This is a genomic window from Yersinia sp. J1 (genome assembly GCF_050586585.1).
GTDB classification, from domain to species: domain Bacteria; phylum Pseudomonadota; class Gammaproteobacteria; order Enterobacterales; family Enterobacteriaceae; genus Yersinia; species Yersinia entomophaga.
This window is the reverse complement of sequence record NZ_JBOBDP010000003.1, coordinates 210,618-230,904: the sequence shown is the minus strand read 5'-3', so window position 1 is coordinate 230,904 and position 20,287 is coordinate 210,618. Positions and strand designations below refer to the sequence as shown.

The following is a 20,287-nucleotide window of genomic DNA, read 5'->3' as shown; positions in this document are numbered from 1 at the left end:
AAATGCGATCGCGACAGAAAATCACGAATAAATACGGTGAGTTAGCCGAGTTTTCAACGGTGAATTTACGTCAGGTTAGAATAATTTCCTGAGGGTATAATACCCCTATAAAATGGCAGGACTTGGCGCAGAGCACGAGTCTTCTCTGCGCCTGATAAAAGGCTTAATTGCTCTGTTTACGTAACAAATAGACGAAGTAAGGCGCGCCAATAAAGGTTGCCAGCAGACCCGCCGGAATCTGGTAAGGAAACAGCAGCATACGCCCGAACCAATCGGCAAACACCATCAGCAGGCCGCCGATGATGGCCGCAATGATTAACTGTGGAATAGCACGACGGAAGCCCAGCATCCGCGCCATATGCGGCGCCATCAGGCCGACGAAGCTCAACGGCCCCACGGTTAGGGTGGCGGCGGCGGTCAGGCTGGCGGCCAGCAGCAATATCGCCAGGCGGCTAGGAGCCAGTGCCATTCCTACCGCTCGCGCCGTTACACCGCCCAGTGGCAAAATCATCAGCCAGCGACGGCATAGCGGAGCCAAAGCCATCAGCACCAGCGCGATAATGGCGGTAGATAATGCCTGTGAACCGGTGACGTTATAAGTAGAGCCGGAAATCCACGCCAGCACACCACGCATTCGCGGATCGCCACTGGCCAGCAGCATGGTGATTACCGTGGTAAACGCAGTACTGACCGCGATCCCCGCCAGCAGCATTCTGCCGGGAGAAAAACCGCCGCGCCCGGCGACAAACGAAATCAGGAATAAGGTCACCGCCGCACCCAAACTACCTGCGGGTAACAACCATACCAAGGCATTGCCCGGCACAATAAAGAGCATAATTACCACGCCAAAAGCCGCGCCAGAGCTAATACCTAACACTTCCGGGCTAGCCATTGGGTTGCCGGTCAGTTTTTGTATCAACGCACCGGCTACCGCCAGCATCATTCCGGCAGCCAGAGCAGCCAGAACCCGCGGCCAGCGCCATTGCAACAGCGCCGAAAGATGATCGCCGCCAATCCACTGCCAACCATGACCGTCGCGGCCAAACAGCAGAGCCACCGCCAATCCCGCCAGTAACAGTAATAAGCCGGCGCTAGCCCATCTCAGTAAACCTTGGCGCTCTTCCGGCACTTTATCGCCAATATTCATCGCCGGCGGCGTGACACTGTGTAAACGTGGCAACAGCCATAGCAACAGCGGCGCGCCGATTAACGCCGTCGCGGCACCGGTGGGAATTTCACGCCACACCGGTGTGAGCCAAACCATAATCTGGTCGGTCACCCACAGTAATAACGCACCGATGAAAGGAGCCAACAGCAGCCGCTGCGACAAGCGCCGCGCGCCGAGCATTTTCGCCAGCAACGGAGCAAACAGGCCAATAAAACCGATAACCCCAACGGCATTGACCAGCATCGCGCTGAAAATGATCGCCAGCCCCAACGCACCAAGGCGAGCCAGCGACAGGCCTAGCCCCAGATTACGAGCCACGCCATCATCCAGCCCCAGTAAAGTCAGCGGACGTATCAGCAGAGCCGCCAACAGCCCGGCAAGTAACAGGCGAGGCAGAATAAACTGCACCGCGCTCCAATCCTGCTGATTCAGCGTCCCACTGCTCCACAGGAAAAGTCCCTGTAGTTGATCGTAATTAAACAACGCCAGTAAGTTACTCAACGCGCTGCAATACAGCCCCAGAACCAAACCGGCTAGAATCAGCGTTATCGGGGACATTCGTTTGCCCCAAGCCACGCCAAATACCAGTAAGCCGACGATCACACCACCGGCCATCGCCGCCAGTTGACGCGTGAAATCACCGCCGGGCAGCATCCATAGCGTTGCCACCGTCAACCCTAACTGAGCACCGGCAGACACCCCCAAAGTGGCAGGTTCAGCTAACGGGTTGCGTAATACTTGTTGGAACAATACCCCCACCAGACCTAAACCGGCACCGGCCAGTAACGCTACAGCCACCCGAGGCAACTGGCTGTAATAAAACAGCATTTGTCGCACATCGTCGATATTGGGCGACCATAGCGCCTGAGACCAGTCGGTAAACGGGAGCAATTGATTGAGGTTATACAACGTTAACGCCGCACCGAAAGCCAACAGCAGAGAAATCAGCCCTATAGGTATTAACCGTTGAGAACGCAGGAAAGCGGCACTCATGAAGGTTGCTCCAACGCTTGTTCCAGTAAACGAACAAAACGCATCGCCGATAAGGTTGCGCCGTAGAACCATACCGGCGGCAGTACCCGCAACCGTTGCTGGCGCACAAAGGACATTGATTGCCATAGCGGCGTACTGGAAACCTGTTTTAGCAACTGGTCGTTACTGTGGTTAAAACAGATAGCTTTCCCCGGATTAATCTGTGCCAAACGCTCGATACCAACGATGGTGCTGCCCCACAGATTGGTTTCCCCCTGCCAGGCATTTTTGATGTTGAGCTCGTCAAGAACCCCTTGAAACAGGCTATTTTGCCCTATCACCAGCGCATGGCGGCTATCCAGCAAAGAAAACATCAGTAACGAACCTGAGTTATAGCCCTGCAATCGCCCACGGGCGGCGAGGATAAAAGCCTCAAGTTCGGCCAGATGACGCTCTGCCGCTTTCTCCATTCCTAAACGTTGCCCCAAGGCACGCACGGATTTTCTGCCCGATGCAAACGGCGAGCCACCCGGCGTGTTAAAAGCAAAACTCATACTCGGTGCGATAGGTGCCAGTTTCTGCGGCGTAGGGCCATAGCCTTCAGAGAGTAAAATCAGTGAGGGAGCCAGTTGCTGCAACAACTCCAGATTCGGTTCGGTACGCTGACCCACGTCAATCACGCTGGCGGGTAGCTTAGGTTCTTCCACCCATTGGCGATAATTATGAATATCAGCCACGCCCAGCGGCGTAGCGCCAAGAGCCATTAGCAGCTCGGTGGGCAGCCACTCCAACGCTACGATCTTGTCGCTATCAGGATAAGATGCAGCTCGGCCCGGCAGGGCAAAAAGCAATGGCGAAACCGCCAGGGCTATCAGCAAACGGCGACGTTCTCTATCGGGTACAGCAGAGGAAAATCGATTCATTAATAGACAAAACTTACCGGCGCACCGCCGGCTGGATGTGGCAGAATTCCCATCGGGATGCCGTAAATTTGCTCCAAGACTGAGCCCTGCATCAGGGATTCAGATTCTCCTTGCGCGATCATTTCACCGCCGCGTAGCGCCACCAGATAATCACAGTAACGAGCGGCCATATTAATATCATGCAGTACTGCAATCACCGTCAGACCGCGCTCGTGGCTCAAACCTTGGATCAAACTCAGTACTTCAACCTGATGAGCAATATCCAGCGCGGAAGTGGGTTCATCCAGCAAAAGACAGCGACTGTTTTGCGCGACCATCATCGCCAACCAGGCGCGCTGACGTTCGCCGCCGGATAAGCTGTCCACCAATCGATTAGCCAAAGGCTTGAGATCCACCAGCGCGATAGCGTCCTCCACCTGTTGGCGATCTTCTTGCCGAAAACGCCCCAATGCTCCATGCCACGGATAGCGGCCAATAGCGACCAGCTCACGCACCGTCATCCCTTCTGCAGCGGGCAATTGCTGCGGCAGATAGGCCACTTCGCGAGCGAAATCTTTGTTATCCCACTGACTCAACGGAATATCGTTTAGCAGCACTTCACCGGCGGATGGCAACTGGTGGCGACCCAGCATTTTTAGCAAGGTGGATTTGCCCGAACCGTTATGGCCAATCAATCCGCATACTTTTCCCTGCGGAAAACTCAGCGACAACGGCTGTAATAGCGTTCGGCCGGGAACGGAAAAGCTCAGTTCCCGAAGAGTGAAGTTACTGGATTGCCTAGCCTGTCTATCCTGCATATTACCTAGCATAGCGCCCTGTTATAACGGCACGATGAGAAAATGAATAAAAACGATAATAATTATCAAAGCAATCAGTTTATGCGTAATAACCAACCCACTGCAAGATCTGCGGGCGGACGATAATCAGCGATGATATTAACGGAAAAACAGCATTGCCTGCCACCGCTGAGCACTCTCAGAGGGGCCAGCATCATCCACGGATAGCGGCGGGATAACTCTGAGCCAGATCAAAAGAGCGGACGTCAGGGATAATACGAGGGAAAATCAGGAAAGGACTGGCGCGACCGAAGCCGCGCCAGTTTAGCGGGAAGTTACTGCCCGAACATATCTTTGATCCAACCGGCTACACCGTCACCTTCGGTCTGTGGCTGCGGTTCAGCCGCTGCCTGACACAGGCCCTGCGGGTTTTCGGTCCACACTGGTATGGTGCGCCAGCTGCCACCGTCACAAATAAAGTTGCCGGCAGAATCAATACTCATCTGACTAATCCCTTCCGGCGGTTGTAGCATCAACGGCAGCGGAGTTTGGTTTTCCAGATAGCGACGATACAGCGTTAACGCCCCGTTCGCCCCGGTCAGCTTGGCGGGACCATTGTTATCGCGCCCAACCCAAACAATGGCTACCTCTTTGCCATCGATACCGGCAAACCAGCTATCGCGCAAATCGTTGGTAGTACCGGTTTTCGCCGCCAGATTGTATTTCCCAAACTTGGCAGACAGAGATCGAGAAGTCCCGCGCTGTACCCCTTGCTGCATGGTGTACAACGTCAGGTAAGCCGCCTGTGCCGGAACCATACGCTCCGCCTGCGGGAAGCTCTGATACAGCACGGTACCGTCTTCCGCAATCACCGAGCGCACCGCCGACAACATGGCTCGGTTACCGCCGCTGGCAATAGTCTGATACTCCTGCGCCACTTCTATTGGCGTCAGATCGATAGCCCCGAGCAGCATAGCCGGAACTGGGTTAATGACCGATTTAGGAATGCCCAAGCGTTGTAGCGTGGCGCTGATTTGATCCAAACCAACCGCCATCCCCAGATTCACCGTCGGTACGTTCAGCGAGTTTACCAAAGCATCCATTAGCATCACTTGCCCACGGAACTGGCGATCATAGTTCTTCGGCTGCCAGCTGGTGCCGTTCGGCAATTTGATAGACACCGGTTGATCCGCCAGCCAAGTATTCAAGCGATATTTGTCCGGCTGACTCAGGGCGGTGAGGTAAGTCGCCGGTTTCGCCAGAGAACCAATCAAACGCCGCGCCTGCATAGCCCGGTTGAAACCGGCAAACTGTGGCTGCGCGCCGCCGACCATTGCCCGGATTTCGCCGGTAAAGCGATCGACCACCACTACCGCCGCTTCCAGATCTTTGATATTGCGTGCCGCTTTCAGCGCCGGAACGCCGTCTTCCACGGATTTCTCAGCGGCGTCCTGTGATACCGGATCGAGAGTAGTAAAGATCTTCACGCCGGACAGATCGTTTACCTTGTCGCCGAGTTTTTCCTGTAGCTCCTGACGAACCATCTGCATAAAGGCAGGCTGTGGCGTAATGACGCCGCCTTTCGGCTGTACGCCCAGAGGACGGGCGCTGAGCATGTTATACAGCTCAACATCGATGATCCCCTGATTTTGCAGCAGTTTCAGCACCAGATTGCGTCGTTCCAGCGCCAGTTTCGGGTTACGCCACGGGTTGTACAGCGACGCCCCTTTCACCATCCCTACCAGCATGGCCTGTTGATCCAGACTCAGTTCGTCCACCGGACGACCAAAGTAATACAGGCTAGCCAGCGGGAAACCGCGAATCTGATCGCTGCCGCTCTGACCGAGATACACTTCGTTCAGATACAGCTCCAGAATACGATCTTTGCTATAGCGATAGTCCACCAACAGCGCCATGTAGGCTTCGTTGGCTTTACGCAGCAAAGATCGCTCGTTGGTCAGGAACAGGTTTTTTACCAACTGCTGAGTCAAGGTACTACCGCCCTGTACCGCTTTCCCCGCGGTCAGGTTAGCCACTACCGCACGCCCGATGGAATAAGGGCTGATACCGTCGTGCTCGTAGAAATGACGATCTTCCGTTGCCAGCAAGGTATCTACCAGCAGATCCGGGAAACCAGCGCGTGGTACAAACAGGCGCTGCTCGCCGTTTGGCGATTGCAGCATAGTGATCAATTTAGGATCGAGACGGAAGAAACCGAAATCTCGCTGATTATCCAGATTGACAATCTGCGCCAGACGATCGTTTTTGAATACCAGACGAGCGCGGATCTGCCCTTCTTTACCATCCGGGAAATCAAACGGTCGACGCAGCATTTCAATACTGTCGTTTTGCACCGTAAACTCGCCCGGTCGGGTCATGCGGCTCACCTGACGGTATTGCATTCCTTCCAGCAAATTAACCATTTCTTTTTTGCTGTAAGCCATGCCCGGCTCAAGGTTAACCATGCGGCCATAAACCGCTGCTGGCAGTTGCCAAACTTTGCCATCAATACGGCTGCGGATTTGCGAGTTAAGATATACGCCGTAAACCGCCAGCAATACCACCGCCACGATAAACAGTTTGATCAATAGGCCGAGCCAACGGCGCTTTTTGCGCGCAGGACGGGATTTTACCTTTCTTGGCACGGGTTTATCCTCGTCGTCATAGTCATCATCGTCGCGATCATCATCATCCAGATAGTCTTCTTCATAATCATCTTCATTACGTCGGCGACCCAAGGGCCGTTTCAACGCGGATTTGGCCGCAGGTTTTTTACCTTTGCGCCCCGTAGGCTCGCGGTCATCTGACATGCATTTTCTCCACTACTTCCACGCGTATTGGCCGGCATAGCCGCTTAATGTCCCCTCCACCTCAGAGCGGGGGAAGAGGAAACATCTGAAATAATCAGCGCTGATACTTCTTGGTGCGCCGGGTCGGTAAGGTATTCGCCGGATCGTCCGGCCAGACATGCTTGGGATAACGCCCTTTCATCTCTTTTTGTACTTCCCGATAGGCTCCCTGCCAGAACGCGGCCAAATCACCGGTAATCTGTAAAGGGCGGTGAGCGGGAGATAACAGCTCCAGCACCACGGCAACCCGCCCTTCTGCAAGGCGCGGGCTGCTTTGTTCACCAAAAACTTCCTGTAGCCGCACCGCTAATATCGGCGGTTTATCATCATAATAACGAATAGATAGGCGGCTACCCGTGGGCACAGTGTAATGACTTGGCAGCGCACTATCCAGCCGCTGACGTTGTTGCCAGCTTAATAAACGGGTTAAAGCTTCAGCAATATTAACCTGCCGCAGACCGCGCAAATCGCGAACACCCTGTAGAGAGGGTTGTAGCCACAGCGCCAGATTGTCCAGCAAACTCTGATCGTCCACCGCAGGCCATTCGGCCTCCGGCAGCCAGCGCGCGGCACAATGTAGGCGAGTGCGAAGCTGGCGGGCATTCTCATCCCAATTCAATACATTTAGCCCTTGCTCACGCACCCAGTTCAGCAATGCCTGCTGTAACGCCTCATCGCTGGGTTTGCTCAACGGCTGGGCTTTTAGAGTTAAGCGGCCAATCTGCCAGCGGCGCCAGGCGCGCAAAGTCCCTTTTTCTTCATCCCATTCCACCGCCGTTTGTTCCGTCACGCAGTGGGGAGACTGTTTAACCAATTGATCGATATCAACCGGCAGCGCCAGCAAGATGCGTGCGTCCGGCCCGCTGGCATTTTGTAACAAACTCATCGCCACCAGCCACGGAGCACGCGACAAAGCTTCATCCTGCGCCATTGCCGCGCCCATACCGTTAGCCAGCAGATAACGCCCATCCTGGCCACGCTGCTGCGCAATACGGTCCGGATAGGCCAGTGCCAATAGCCAACCGGCCAAATCGCTATTGACGCTGCCTGCCCGCTGCGGCAAACGTTGCTGTAATTGTCTGGCGCGTCGCTGCCAATGAGCCTGAGGGCGACTGAGCCAATCATGTAAATCGATCTGGCCGCCGCGTGGGGGTTCTTCAATAATTGCTGCCAGCAGCGCGGCTGTCGCTAGTGCGTCCTCGCCATGCTTCGCCGCCGCACACAGCATCGCCGCTAAACGCGGCTCACAGCCCAACGCAGCCATAGATCGCCCCATCATCGTCAACTGGCCGTTGTCATCAATGGCTCCCAAACGCCGCAGTAGATCCTGTGCCGCCGATAAAGCAGGCGCGGGCGGACAATCCAGCCAGTTTAGCTGGGAAACGTCCTGACACCCCCAATGCAGCAGTTCCAGCCAGAAACTGCATAAGTCGCTGCTGAGCACTTCCGGCTCGGCGTATTCCGGCGCTCGCTCCGCCTGCTCTTTGGCAAACAGATGCCAGCAAATCCCGGATTCTAATCGACCGGCTCGCCCAGCCCGCTGAATCATTGACGCCTGACTAATACGATGAGTTAATAATCTTGTTAGACCATTTTTAGGATCAAAACGCGCAACCCGCTCCAACCCGCTATCCACCACCAGCCGAATGCCTTCGATGGTTAAACTGGTCTCAGCAATATTGGTGGCTAACACCACTTTGCGGCGACCCGTAGCCGCTGGCTGAATGGCCTTTTGCTGCTCGCCCAGCGGCAGTGCGCCGTACAACGGACAAAGATCGGTATCTGCGGCCACTTCACCGCTCAAACGTTCCATAACCCGATGAATTTCCGTCACTCCGGGTAAAAACAGCAGCAGAGAACCAGATTCTTGGTTCAGTAAGCGTTTCACCCGGTTGGCAACGCCATCCTCTAATCGCTCATGGCTGGATAGTGGCTGATAGCTGCGTTCTACCAGGAAACTGCGCCCGGCAGAAACGATCGCTGGAGCATCAGGCAATAACGCAGAAAGCCGTTGGTTATCCAGCGTTGCTGACATAATTAACAGCTTCAAATCTTCCCGCAGCCCTTGCTGTACGTCTAACAGCAGCGCCAGTGCCAGATCCGCCTGTAGGCTACGCTCATGGAATTCATCCAGAATCACCAGCGACACGCCTTGCAACTCAGCGTCCTGTTGTAACATCCGGGTCAAAATACCTTCGGTAACCACTTCCAGCCGGGTATTCGGGCCGGTTTTACTTTCGGCACGCATGCGATAACCCACGGTTTGCCCCGGTTCCTCCCCCAGTTGCTGCGCCAAACGATAAGCTACGTTTTTTGCCGCCAGCCGACGAGGTTCCAGCATGATAATGCGTCCTGCCAACCCGCCCCGTTGCAGAATTTGCAGCGGCAGCCAAGTGGACTTCCCTGCGCCAGTTGGGGCATGAAGCAAGACTTGCGGCGAAGATTGCAACGCAGATAATAGATCGTCAACAACAGCACTGACGGGCAAAGAAGACACAGCACACTCCACGAAGGTTAACTTTCACAGTCAGGCATTGTAGCATCTAGCCCTTACGCCGTATTTAGCCAGGCTTTAACGATGCGAAACCTTATTAATGACAGATTTAGCAAATAATCCGAGCCGCCGCCTGTTTTTCGCTTTGGCACTGCCGCGATCGCGCCAACAGCACATTATTCAGTGGCGAGCCGATCATTTCCCCGAAGAAACCGGCCGCCCGATCGCCGCCGCCAATCTGCATTTGACGCTGGCCTTTCTGGGAGAAGTGAGCGAGCAGAAATCGCAGGCGCTTCGGCAACTGGCTGGCCGTATCGAGCAGCCGGCCTTTACCGTGACTCTGGACGATCTCGGCCACTGGCCCGGTTCCGGCGTGGTATGGCTCGGCTGTAAACAAGCCCCCAGAGGATTGCTACAGCTAGCAGAATTGCTGCGATCTCAGGCGGCACGCAGCGGTTGCTACCAAAACCCGATGCCGTTTCACCCCCATGTCACGCTGTTTCGCCATGCCACACGCCCGGTCAACCTGCCGCCCAAAGTAGACGCCGGCCAATTTACGCCGAGCCAGTTCTCGCTTTATGAATCCGTCTATAGCCGTGGGCGTACTCGCTATAAAGTGATACAAAGCTGGCCATTGGGTGAGAAAAAAAGGAAACAAGATGCGATTTAAGACCCCGCTGCAACACGCCACTCTGATTCAGCGTTATAAGCGTTTTCTAGCGGATGTGATGACGCCCGAAGGTGAAACCCTCACTATTCACTGCGCCAATACCGGAGCCATGACCGGATGTGCAACACCGGGTGACACAGTTTGGTATTCCACTTCGGACAATCTTAAGCGTAAATATCCCCATACCTGGGAGCTCACCCATACCCAAACCGGGGATTGGATCTGCGTTAATACTATGCGTGCCAATGAGTTAGTCTACGAAGCAATAACACTGGATGCAATACCAGAATTATCCGGTTACAGTGCTGTCTACCCTGAGGTAAAGTACGGCGCGGAAAATAGCCGTATCGACTTGTTATTACAGGCAGAAAATAGATCCAACTGCTATATTGAAGTGAAGTCTGTAACCTTATTGCAACAACAGTGCGGATATTTCCCCGACGCGGTGACGCTACGGGGTCAGAAGCATCTGCGGGAGCTAAAAAACGAGGTTGCCGATGGGCACCGGGCAGTATTGTTCTTTGCCGTATTGCATTCGGGTATTACCCAGGTTGCAGCGTCCCGACATATTGACCCGCGTTATGCCGATTTGCTGGCGCAGGCTCAAGCGTCTGGGGTGGAAGTTATCTGTTACGGTTTTCAACTATCGCCTGGCGGTATTGAGCTTGCTGCTCGTATACCGTTATTAACGGTTTAGTCACTAGTGGCCAACTGCTGAATAAAAAGCCGATTGCCGCATAGGGTCTCGCCAAATACGCCTTCCTTCACAGCATTGTCAAGCAGGCGACAGGAATAATTGCCAACCTACCTTCCATCTGTTATTTATAGCGGCCTGATTTTTCCCCCGTACTTTGGGGAATCGTTCGATAGTGCGTATGAATGTAGGAGAAGCATCATGCAAGAAGGGCAAAAACGTAAAACCTCGTCCTTGAGCATTCTCGCCATCGCTGGGGTGGAGCCGTACCAAGAGAAGCCAGGCGAAGAGTATATGAATGCCGCCCAGCTTTCGCATTTCAAGCTGATTCTTGAAGCATGGCGCAATCAGCTCAGGGATGAAGTAGATCGTACTGTATCTCATATGCAAGACGAAGCTGCTAACTTCCCTGACCCGGTTGACCGCGCTGCTCAAGAAGAGGAATTCAGTCTTGAACTCCGTAACCGCGATCGTGAGCGCAAGCTTATTAAGAAGATCGAGAAAACGCTGAAAAAAGTAGAAGATGACGATTTCGGTTTCTGCGAATCTTGTGGTGTAGAAATCGGTATTCGCCGTTTGGAAGCACGGCCAACTGCGGATTTATGCATTGACTGTAAAACTTTGGCTGAAATCCGCGAAAAGCAGATGGCTGGCTAATTCAGCAAGAACGTGTAACACGGTGCCGGGCTTTCCCTGGCACCGCATAACACAACGGGAGCAACCTCCCTCTATTTATGTCAGAAAATCATCGCTATGTGGGGCGCTTTGCTCCCTCTCCTTCCGGAGATTTACACTTTGGCTCGCTGATTGCGGCCCTCGGAAGTTACCTGCAAGCCCGTGCTCAAGGCGGAAGTTGGTTAGTTCGTATTGAAGATATTGATCCGCCTCGGGAAATTCCGGGCGCTGCTGGTCGCATCCTCACCACTTTAGACCATTATGGCCTCCACTGGGACGGTCAGGTTATCTATCAATCCCAACGCCTCGATGCATACCGCGCCGCCCTTGATTGGCTGCGCCAACAAGGATTAAGCTATTACTGCACCTGTACCCGTCGCCGCATTCAGCAAATTGGCGGTTTCTACGACGGTCATTGCCGCAACCTGCATTTACCGCCCGATAACGCCGCTATCCGTCTGCGCCAAACCCATCCGGTTTACGTTTTTCAAGATCGACTGCTGGGATCGCTCCATGCCGATCCCGCGTTGGCTGAAGAGGATTTTATCATTCGCCGTCGTGATGGGCTGTTCGCCTACAATCTGGCGGTAGTGGTAGACGATGCGTTTCAGGGCGTGACAGAAATCGTGCGCGGAGCCGATTTGATCGAGCCTACGGTGCGTCAGATTGCGCTGTATCACCAGTTGCAGGCGCCGGTGCCGAGTTATATTCATCTGCCATTGGCGTTGAATCATGACGGTAATAAGCTATCTAAGCAGAATCACGCGCCTCCGCTACCTGATGGCGATCCGCGCCCAATTTTAGTCGCCGCACTGAAATTTCTGCGTCAACCGGTGGCAGAAAGCTGGCAAGATCTTGATCTATCGTTATTATTACGCTGGGCAGTTGAACACTGGAGCCTGGATTTACTTCCCCATCAGGGTGCAATAACTCAGCCAGAAAACATAACGGCATTCTCAAAGGAACCTCGGTGAGCTATGATTAGCCGCTGTTTTTCCGTAGTTCTGTTTATTATTAGTCACTATCGAGGTGTACCATTTTTACCCGAGTAGCCAATTTCTGCCGTAAGGTACTGATCCGCGAAGACAAAACTGTCCGTGAAGATAAAGTTACCGGTGAAGATAAAGTGGCCCGCAAAGAAAAAAGGCCCGCTAGAACTGATACCGGCCGCGTCAAACAAGCGGTGCAGCCTGAGGAAAAACGTCAAATGACGGTAATCCCACGGGATCAACACAATATTTCCCGCAGAGAAATCAGCGATAATGCGCTGAAGGTACTCTATCGTCTGAATAAATCAGGCTATGAAGCCTATCTGGTCGGCGGCGGTGTCCGCGACTTACTGCTTGGCAAAAAACCAAAAGATTTTGATATCACCACCAGCGCGACGCCCGAGCAGGTTCGTAAACTGTTCCGTAACTGCCGTTTGGTTGGCCGCCGTTTCCGTTTGGCTCACGTGATGTTCGGGCCGGAAATTATCGAAGTGGCCACCTTCCGCGGTCATCACGAACAGCAACAACCTGAGGGCAATGATAAAAATTCTTCTCAGCAAGCTCAGAACGGTATGTTGCTGCGCGACAACATCTTTGGATCCATCGAGGAAGATGCACAGCGCCGTGACTTCACCATCAACAGCCTGTATTACGGAATTTCCGATTTTGCCCTGCGGGATTACACCGGCGGCCTGCGCGATCTGAAGCAAGGGATTATTCGCCTGATCGGCGATCCGGAAGTTCGCTATCGTGAAGATCCGGTACGAATGCTGCGCGCCGTGCGTTTTGCCGCCAAGCTGGATATGACCATCAGCCCGGAAACCGCCGAGCCGATCCCGCGCTTAGCTTCGCTGCTGCGTGAGATTCCGCCAGCGCGTCTGTTCGAAGAATCGCTCAAACTGCTGCAATCCGGCTACGGTTACAAAACTTATCTTAAACTGTGTGAATATCAGCTTTTCCAGCCGTTATTCCCGCTGATTGCCCGTAATTTTACTGAGCATAATGATTCGCCAATGGAGCGAATTCTGGTTCAGGTATTAAAAAATACCGATGACCGTCTGCAAAATGATAAGCGGGTCAACCCGGCGTTTCTGTTTGCAGCTATGCTTTGGTATCCATTGATCGAACATGCGCAAAAACTGGCGCAGGAAAGCGGTCTGGCTTATTACGATGCCTTCGCGCTGGCGATGAATGATATTTTGGATGAAGAATGCCGTTCACTGGCCATTCCAAAACGCATTACTGCGCTGGTACGGGATATTTGGCTGTTGCAGTTACGTCTATCTCGCCGTCAGGGCAAACGGGCGCACAAACTGATGGAGCATCCGAAATTCCGCGCGGCCTACGATTTGCTGGCTCTGCGTGCAGAAGTGGAAAACAACCATGAACTACAGCGTTTAACTCAGTGGTGGGGTGAATTCCAGGAAGCTACGCCGCCGCATCAAAAAGCGATGTTGAATACTTTGGGTGCCGACCCTGCGCCGCGCCGTTCTCGCTCACGCCGTCCGCGCAAGCCAACCCAACGTAAAGAAGGGGCATAACAGGTCTATGATCCGGGTTTATATCGCGTTGGGCAGCAACCTTGCACAACCGCTGCAACAGGTTAAAACCGCTTTGGAGGCGCTGGAACACCTTCCGCGCACCCGTTTGGTCGCCTGTTCGCAGCTTTATCGCACTAAACCCCTTGGACCACAGGATCAGCCTGATTTTCTTAACGCCGTGGTCGCTCTCGACACGGCGTTACCTCCAGAACAATTGCTCGATCATACCCAGGAAATCGAACGTAATCAGGGACGTGTGCGTAAAGATGAGCGCTGGGGACCCCGCACGCTGGATCTGGATATTATGCTGTACGGCGATCGAGTGATTAATACCGAACGTCTGACGGTGCCGCATTACGGTCTGAAACAGCGCGAGTTTATGCTGTATCCGCTAGCAGACATCGCGCCAGACTTGATTTTCCCCGACGGAGAATCCCTGGTAGATCGCCTTAAATTGGTGCCAAAGAACGGCCTTATCCCTTGGTAATTGCAAATTAAGTTGCGAGCTCTCTCGCGTTCCCCTTCCTACCTTTTATCCCTTCTGTGCATTCCTGCCGAGAGTTTGCTAGCATTCAGACCACTATATTTATAATGTAACTGCCTTATCTACATGCACTAATCAGCGGTAGACTGGCGTTAACTGATTGCAGGCCGCAAGTGTGATAACGCTCCGTTATTCGGGTCTGTCGGGTTATTTTCTGGAGAACGAATAATGAAAGCGACTACTCTGACCCACTTGCGCCAATGGAAACAGGAAAAGCGTAAGTTTGCGACTCTCACCGCCTATGACGCCAGCTTTGCTCAACTATTCTATGAGCAAGGTATTCAGGTCATGCTGGTGGGTGACTCTCTTGGGATGACGCTACAGGGCTTTGACTCCACTCTCCCAGTCACCGTCGCCGATGTGGCTTACCACACCCGCGCAGTCCGTCGCGGCGCGCCTAACTGCCTCCTGCTCTCCGATATGCCCTTTATGAGTTATGCCACGCCGGAACAAACTTTTACCCACGCGGCCGAGCTAATGCGCGCCGGAGCCAATATGGTGAAGCTGGAAGGTGGAAGCTGGCTGTGCGATACCGTTCGCATGCTGGCGGAGCGCGCAGTGCCGGTTTGCGGCCATCTGGGGCTTACGCCGCAGTCGGTTAATATATTTGGCGGTTATAAAGTACAAGGTCGGGAAGAAGTTGCAGCCAACCAATTACTCAAAGACGCCATTGCGCTCGAGCAGGCGGGCGCTCAGCTCTTGGTGTTGGAATGCGTGCCGGTAGAACTGGCGAGCCGAGTCACTGAAGAGCTGGCCATTCCGGTTATCGGTATTGGCGCCGGAAATGTTACTGACGGACAAATTTTGGTTATGCATGATGCTCTCGGTATCACTAGTGGCCATACACCAAAGTTCAGCAAAAACTTTTTGGCTCAGGCTGGCGATATCCGTTTGGCGATCCAACAATATATTCAGGAAGTTGAGCAGGGAATCTACCCGGCTGAAGAGCACTGCTTCCAATAACTCAGGAGAAAGGGAATGCTGATTATCGAAACCCTGCCGTTTTTACGTCAGGAAATCCGCCGTTGGCGTCAGGATGGCAAACGAATTGCGTTGGTTCCAACCATGGGCAATCTGCATGATGGACACCTTGCTCTGGTGGAAGAAGCCAAAGCCCGTGCCGATGTAGTGGTGGTAAGTATCTTTGTCAATCCCATGCAGTTTGAACGCCCGGATGACTTAGCCAACTACCCGCGAACCCTGCAGGAAGACTGTGAGAAGCTGACTCGCCAAGGCGTAGATCTGGTGTTCGCTCCCGCAGCCAGCGAAGTCTATCCAGCAGGTTTAGAAGAGCAGACTTACGTGGATGTCCCCGCTTTATCGACCATTTTAGAAGGAGCCAGCCGCCCCGGTCATTTCCGTGGCGTTTCCACCATCGTCAGCAAACTGTTCAATCTGGTCCAACCGGATATCGCCTGTTTCGGCGAGAAGGATTACCAGCAATTGGCGTTGATTCGCAAAATGGTAGCCGATATGGGCTATGACATCGAGATTATCGGTGTGCCGATCAAGCGCGCCAAAGACGGTTTGGCACTCAGCTCTCGTAACGGCTATTTGACTGCAGAAGAACGCAAGATTGCGCCTCAGTTGGCGAAAATCATGAACGATCTGGCTGAAAAACTCACCTTGGGCGAGCGTCAGATTGATGAATTGCTGGCAACCACGGCGGAACAGCTTCGCGCAGCGGGCTTCACTCCGGATGAGCTGTTTATCCGTGATGCTGAAACACTACAACCGCTGACCGTTGAAAGCCAGCGCGCGGTGATTCTTATGGCCGCCTGGTTAGGAAAAGCCCGTTTGATCGATAATCAGCAGGTTGATTTAATCAACTAACCTCGCATTTATCCGATAAACCGGATACGGCCTGAAGCAAAATACTCTGTGCTCAGTTCGTATCCGGCTTGATTATTCCCCATGCCATTAGTCTTCCAACAGAAATATTCTTCGTCATAATTTATCTTACGGTAGGCTTCGCCAATATATAGACAGCACCTATAAAATCGGCAAAACTGAGTCGATATACTGAACGCAGGCTGCCTCAGTATTGACGCCATCAGCGTTATTCATCCAGAGAACTCCGCCTGGCAGAGATTCGCTGGTTTACATTAGGGTTAAGGGTAAGGCTATGATACGTACTATGCTGCAAGGCAAACTTCATCGGGTTAAAGTGACTCAGGCTGATTTGCACTATGAAGGTTCCTGCGCCATCGATCAGGATTTTCTGGAAGCCGCTGGGATTCTCGAATACGAAGCAATTGATATTTATAACGTTGATAACGGTCAGCGTTTTTCTACTTACGCCATCGCGGCTGAGCGTGGCTCACGCATTATTTCTGTCAACGGGGCGGCAGCGCGCTGCGCTTGCGTTGGCGACAAACTGATTATCTGTTCTTACGTTCAGATGTCAGACGTGGACGCCCGTTTGCACCATCCTAAAGTGGCCTATTTCGAAGGCGACAACCAACTACAGCGCAAAGCCAAAGCGGTTCCGGTGCAGGTTGCCTAGCGATTTAGGCGCGGCAATACGCCCTTTCGTTAGCCGATATAATCGTCTTACTCAATACGTAAAAAAGGAGCCATTTTAGGCTCCTTTCTCTTTGATCGACGAGACTGGTTTCGCAAACCTACTCAGCCTCAATCACCGCTGGTATAGCCTTGGCTACAACGGCTCCCGGCTGGTTGGCGATGCGCTCAGCCATGGTAGGGATAGAATCGGTGCGTAAGATGTATAGCCGTTTTAAGGTAAACGGATTATCCCCCGGTTTGACTTTCCCTTGTATGGTCGTCACCGCCAGATGGAAACCTGAATTCTTTGCCGCCTCAATCGCATTCTGATTAAACCCGCCAAACGGATAAGACAAATAAATCACGTGGGGATTAAATTGCGATAATGCCCGTCGGGATCGCTCAAAATCAAAAATGACATTATGGTAAGAGCGGCTCAATAAGATTGGATGACGTGCGTTATCGGTCCGATGCAGGAAATGAGTGTGAGACTGAACGTCAAATACATCCTGAATCTGTTTCAGTTCCGAAATACTCATAAACTGTAGCGAATCAGGGTTCCATTTCTGCGGATGGCGTTTGATGCGCGAAGAAATAATAAATGCAGTAGCGCGGAAACCCTGTTGTTTCAAAATTGGATAAGCGTAACGGCTGACCGATTTTAAACCATCGTCAAATGTTAGCACGACCACTTTCGCCGGCAGATTGATTTGATTATTCAAGTAAGCCTCAAGCTGATACATCGAAATAGTGTCATAACCAGCTTGTTTCAGATACGCCATCTGATTACTGAACGCCACGTCAGACGTGGTGGTCGAGGTATTCCTAAAGCGCTTATTCTCTTCATTTTTCAGCATATGATGATAAGTCAGCACCGGAATGCCATTATCAATTTCAGTTTCATTGCCGCTAACATAGCCTAAGCGATCGCCAATGTTGATCTGATACCAACTGTTATTCAGGCGATCTTTCAATTTGCCAATAATCGGGTAACGCAGATTCTCTTCCAATACGCCAAGTTCTTCGCTAGCGGTATCCGGCTCAAGATAAATTTTGGTCGCACGCTTGGTCAGAATATTTTGATTAGGCGTTGGTTTATTCAGATCGCCTAATCTGTCATTCATTTTTTGGGCTTTATTAATCTCACGCAGATCGTCTTTATCAATAAAACCGATGCCGTGGCCAAACTTGAATTCATAATATTCCGCCGCGGCCGGGAAAACCTGTAATAGCTGCCCTTTTTTAACCTCGCCAACGGGAATCACATGCTCACCAATCAGCGCATAAATTTCACTGTTACGATCGGCGACCATGTACCTAGAAGGCACTGCCGTTTCTTCTTGCAGGAGGTCTGCATGGGCTGCCGGAATGATTACCGACATGACAATAACGAGTAGCATCCCAATCGCTATTCTGTTTTTATGCCACATTATCGTTCTACTTATGCGCGTAACTGCGCTGAATGAAAGAGAGAGTTCTGGTAAGCCAGCATAGCATGAGATGCTAAAGCGTGAGAAAGACCATATTCACTAAGATCATTAATTATTACGATTAATTTAGTTTCAGAATTTTATGTTTAACGATGCAAATAGCAAAAAGGACAGCTCAGTGCTGTCCTTTTAACGATAATACCTGAAGGTTGAAATTAAGTGCGTAACCCACGGCCACGCTCAATCAGGTACCAGGCTGAGCCATAAAACACGACGATAAACAGCACCAAAACCCCAATGGTAAATACCAATGGCACGTCGGTAATACCGAGGAAGCCATAGCGGAATCCGCTAATCATATAGACAATTGGATTCAGCTTAGACACCGCCTGCCAGAAAGGAGGCAACAGCGTCAAGGAGTAGAAGACGCCACCCAGATAGGTCAAGGGCGTAAGTACAAAGGTCGGAATCAGGCTGATATCATCGAAGGTTTTGGCAAATACCGCGTTAAGTAAGCCCCCCAGAGAAAATAGAATCGCGGTTAACAGCACGGTTAAAGCGATCATTGGCCAGGAATGTACCTGCAAAGGTACAAAGAATAGAGAAATAATTGTCACCAAAATACCGACGCAAATCCCACGCGCCACGCCGCCGCCCACATAACCGACGATCACTATGTGAGTTGGAACCGGCGCTACCAGTAATTCTTCGATACTGCGCTGGAACTTGGCGCCAAAGAACGAGGCCGCCACGTTGGCGTAAGAGTTGGTAATAACCGCCATCATAATCAGGCCGGGAACGATAAACTGCATGTAATCCACCCCGCCCATATCACCGATACGGGAGCCGATTAGATTACCGAATATTACAAAATACAGAGACATAGTGATGACTGGCGGTACCAATGTCTGAATCCAAATACGACCAAATCGAGTCACTTCTTTGATCCAGATACTTTGCAGAGCGATCCAATACAGGCGGGTCATGCTTTTTCTCCCCCGTTGCCATTGACCAAATTAACAAACAGCTCTTCCAGACGGTTGGCTTTGTTTCGCATACTCAATACCTGAATACCCTGCGCACTCATTTGGCTGAATAAACCGTTCAAACCCTGATCGCGCTTCACATCCACTTCCAGCGTGGAAGTATCTATCAGCCGATATTGGTAGCCTTCCAACTGCGGCAAGGCGCTTTTCGCCCCCAGGTCGAAGATAAAAGTCTCTGATTCTAGCTTGCTCAATAGCTGTTTCATGGTGGTGTTTTCCACCAGTTCACCGTTTTGAATAATACCGATGTTACGACACAGCATTTCCGCTTCTTCCAGATAATGCGTAGTCAAAATAATGGTGGTGCCCTGCGCATTCAGCTCTTTCAGGAAGCCCCACATCGAACGACGTAGCTCTATATCTACACCAGCGGTAGGTTCATCCAGAATCAATAGTTTTGGCTGATGCATCAGCGCACGGGCGATCATCAAGCGACGTTTCATCCCGCCGGACAAGCGAATGGCACGCTCGTTGCGTTTGCCCCACAAATCAAGCTGACTGAGGTATTTTTCTGCGCGATCCAGCGCTTCACGGCGGGTAACGCCGTAATAACCTGCCTGAGTAATAACGATCTGCAGCACGGTTTCAAACGGATTAAAGTTGAATTCCTGCGGCACCAGACCGAGCTGACGCTTGGCATTGACGATATCCTTATCAATATCGTAACCAAATACCTGTACCTGCCCCGAGGTTTTATTCACCAGCGAGCTAATAATACCGATAGTGGTCGATTTACCGGCACCGTTGGGCCCGAGCAAGGCATAGAAATCCCCTGCCTCAACACATAGATCAATACCGCGCAGTGCCTGAACGCCACCAGCGTAGGTTTTGGTCAACTGCGTTAATTCCAGTGCATATGTCATAAGTAAACATGAACCTTATTCAATGAATGTCTTTCGGGACTAAATATCAATGGGTTAGCCTGCTGATTTGACGAGAGACAAGTCACAGGGAGCAGAGGGAAACCCGATAAATGCCAGGAAGACGTGACGCGGACAACATTGTATCTCA

General features: G+C 52.2%; 17 protein-coding genes. 9 read left to right on the top strand and 8 right to left on the bottom strand.

Translation table 11 applies throughout. The features are described 5' to 3' along the window. Positions 1-163: 163 nt before the first annotated feature. From fhuB to hrpB, 5 genes are all read right to left on the bottom strand, one after another. Positions 164-2,161, bottom strand: a complete 1,998-nt coding sequence (gene fhuB / locus ACQ4OC_RS08065; RefSeq protein ID WP_064516495.1) for a Fe(3+)-hydroxamate ABC transporter permease FhuB — start codon at positions 2,159-2,161, stop codon at positions 164-166. Beyond that, entirely contained in the window at positions 2,158-3,012 is an 855-nt protein-coding gene (fhuD, locus tag ACQ4OC_RS08060) for a Fe(3+)-hydroxamate ABC transporter substrate-binding protein FhuD (protein WP_430971095.1), read from the bottom strand. Before fhuD ends, fhuB begins: the two co-directional genes overlap by 4 nt. Positions 3,013-3,062: 50 nt before the next feature. Further along, positions 3,063-3,860, bottom strand: coding sequence for a Fe3+-hydroxamate ABC transporter ATP-binding protein FhuC (gene fhuC, locus ACQ4OC_RS08055; RefSeq protein WP_120805408.1), 798 nt, complete (start codon positions 3,858-3,860; stop codon positions 3,063-3,065). Between the two features lie 314 nt (positions 3,861-4,174). Next, a complete protein-coding gene (gene mrcB, locus ACQ4OC_RS08050; protein ID WP_064516491.1) occupies positions 4,175-6,649 on the bottom strand; it encodes a bifunctional glycosyl transferase/transpeptidase in 2,475 nt (824 codons plus the stop codon). Positions 6,650-6,743: 94 nt separating this feature from the next. Then, entirely contained in the window at positions 6,744-9,185 is a 2,442-nt protein-coding gene (gene hrpB, locus ACQ4OC_RS08045; protein WP_430971072.1) for an ATP-dependent helicase HrpB, read from the bottom strand. Between the two features lie 97 nt (positions 9,186-9,282). Here hrpB and thpR point away from each other — a divergent pair, with 97 nt between their 5' ends. From thpR to panD, 9 genes are all read left to right on the top strand, one after another. Beyond that, complete coding sequence (gene thpR / locus ACQ4OC_RS08040) at positions 9,283-9,852, top strand: RNA 2',3'-cyclic phosphodiesterase (RefSeq protein ID WP_064516487.1); 570 nt, start codon at positions 9,283-9,285, stop codon at positions 9,850-9,852. After that, positions 9,842-10,549 carry a DNA/RNA nuclease SfsA gene (gene sfsA / locus ACQ4OC_RS08035; RefSeq protein ID WP_064516485.1) on the top strand — a complete coding sequence of 236 codons (708 nt, stop codon included), beginning with the start codon at positions 9,842-9,844 and terminating at the stop codon, positions 10,547-10,549. The genes thpR and sfsA overlap by 11 nt, the downstream gene beginning before the upstream one ends. Before the next feature lie 198 nt (positions 10,550-10,747). Beyond that, positions 10,748-11,203: an RNA polymerase-binding protein DksA gene (dksA, locus tag ACQ4OC_RS08030; RefSeq protein WP_002209354.1), complete on the top strand. Its 456-nt coding sequence runs from the start codon at positions 10,748-10,750 to the stop codon at positions 11,201-11,203. A gap of 77 nt (positions 11,204-11,280) precedes the next feature. Beyond that, the gene (gluQRS, locus tag ACQ4OC_RS08025) at positions 11,281-12,195 is read left to right on the top strand and encodes a tRNA glutamyl-Q(34) synthetase GluQRS (protein ID WP_064516483.1); all 915 of its coding nucleotides are present in this window, start codon (positions 11,281-11,283) and stop codon (positions 12,193-12,195) included. 233 nt (positions 12,196-12,428) lie between these two features. Then, positions 12,429-13,751, top strand: a complete 1,323-nt coding sequence (pcnB, locus tag ACQ4OC_RS08020; RefSeq protein ID WP_235600973.1) for a polynucleotide adenylyltransferase PcnB — start codon at positions 12,429-12,431, stop codon at positions 13,749-13,751. A gap of 7 nt (positions 13,752-13,758) precedes the next feature. Then, on the top strand, positions 13,759-14,238 hold the full coding sequence (gene folK, locus ACQ4OC_RS08015) for a 2-amino-4-hydroxy-6-hydroxymethyldihydropteridine diphosphokinase (RefSeq protein ID WP_064516480.1): 480 nt from the start codon (positions 13,759-13,761) through the stop codon (positions 14,236-14,238). 225 nt (positions 14,239-14,463) lie between these two features. Next, positions 14,464-15,258: a 3-methyl-2-oxobutanoate hydroxymethyltransferase gene (panB, locus tag ACQ4OC_RS08010; protein ID WP_064516478.1), complete on the top strand. Its 795-nt coding sequence runs from the start codon at positions 14,464-14,466 to the stop codon at positions 15,256-15,258. Positions 15,259-15,273: 15 nt separating this feature from the next. Then, entirely contained in the window at positions 15,274-16,128 is an 855-nt protein-coding gene (gene panC, locus ACQ4OC_RS08005) for a pantoate--beta-alanine ligase (RefSeq protein WP_064516476.1), read from the top strand. Positions 16,129-16,420: 292 nt separating this feature from the next. After that, a complete protein-coding gene (gene panD, locus ACQ4OC_RS08000) occupies positions 16,421-16,801 on the top strand; it encodes an aspartate 1-decarboxylase (RefSeq protein WP_049601330.1) in 381 nt (126 codons plus the stop codon). A 118-nt stretch (positions 16,802-16,919) separates the two neighbouring features. On the opposite strand, the gene ACQ4OC_RS07995 is transcribed toward panD, so the two are convergent. The 3 genes from ACQ4OC_RS07995 to ACQ4OC_RS07985 form a co-directional block, all read right to left on the bottom strand. Then, positions 16,920-18,230, bottom strand: a complete 1,311-nt coding sequence (locus ACQ4OC_RS07995) for a polysaccharide deacetylase family protein (protein ID WP_430971071.1) — start codon at positions 18,228-18,230, stop codon at positions 16,920-16,922. 215 nt (positions 18,231-18,445) lie between these two features. Then, positions 18,446-19,216 carry an ABC transporter permease gene (locus ACQ4OC_RS07990; protein ID WP_430971070.1) on the bottom strand — a complete coding sequence of 257 codons (771 nt, stop codon included), beginning with the start codon at positions 19,214-19,216 and terminating at the stop codon, positions 18,446-18,448. Then, positions 19,213-20,139, bottom strand: coding sequence for an ABC transporter ATP-binding protein (locus ACQ4OC_RS07985; RefSeq protein ID WP_064516469.1), 927 nt, complete (start codon positions 20,137-20,139; stop codon positions 19,213-19,215). Before ACQ4OC_RS07985 ends, ACQ4OC_RS07990 begins: the two co-directional genes overlap by 4 nt. Between the last annotated feature and the right edge of the window lie 148 nt (positions 20,140-20,287).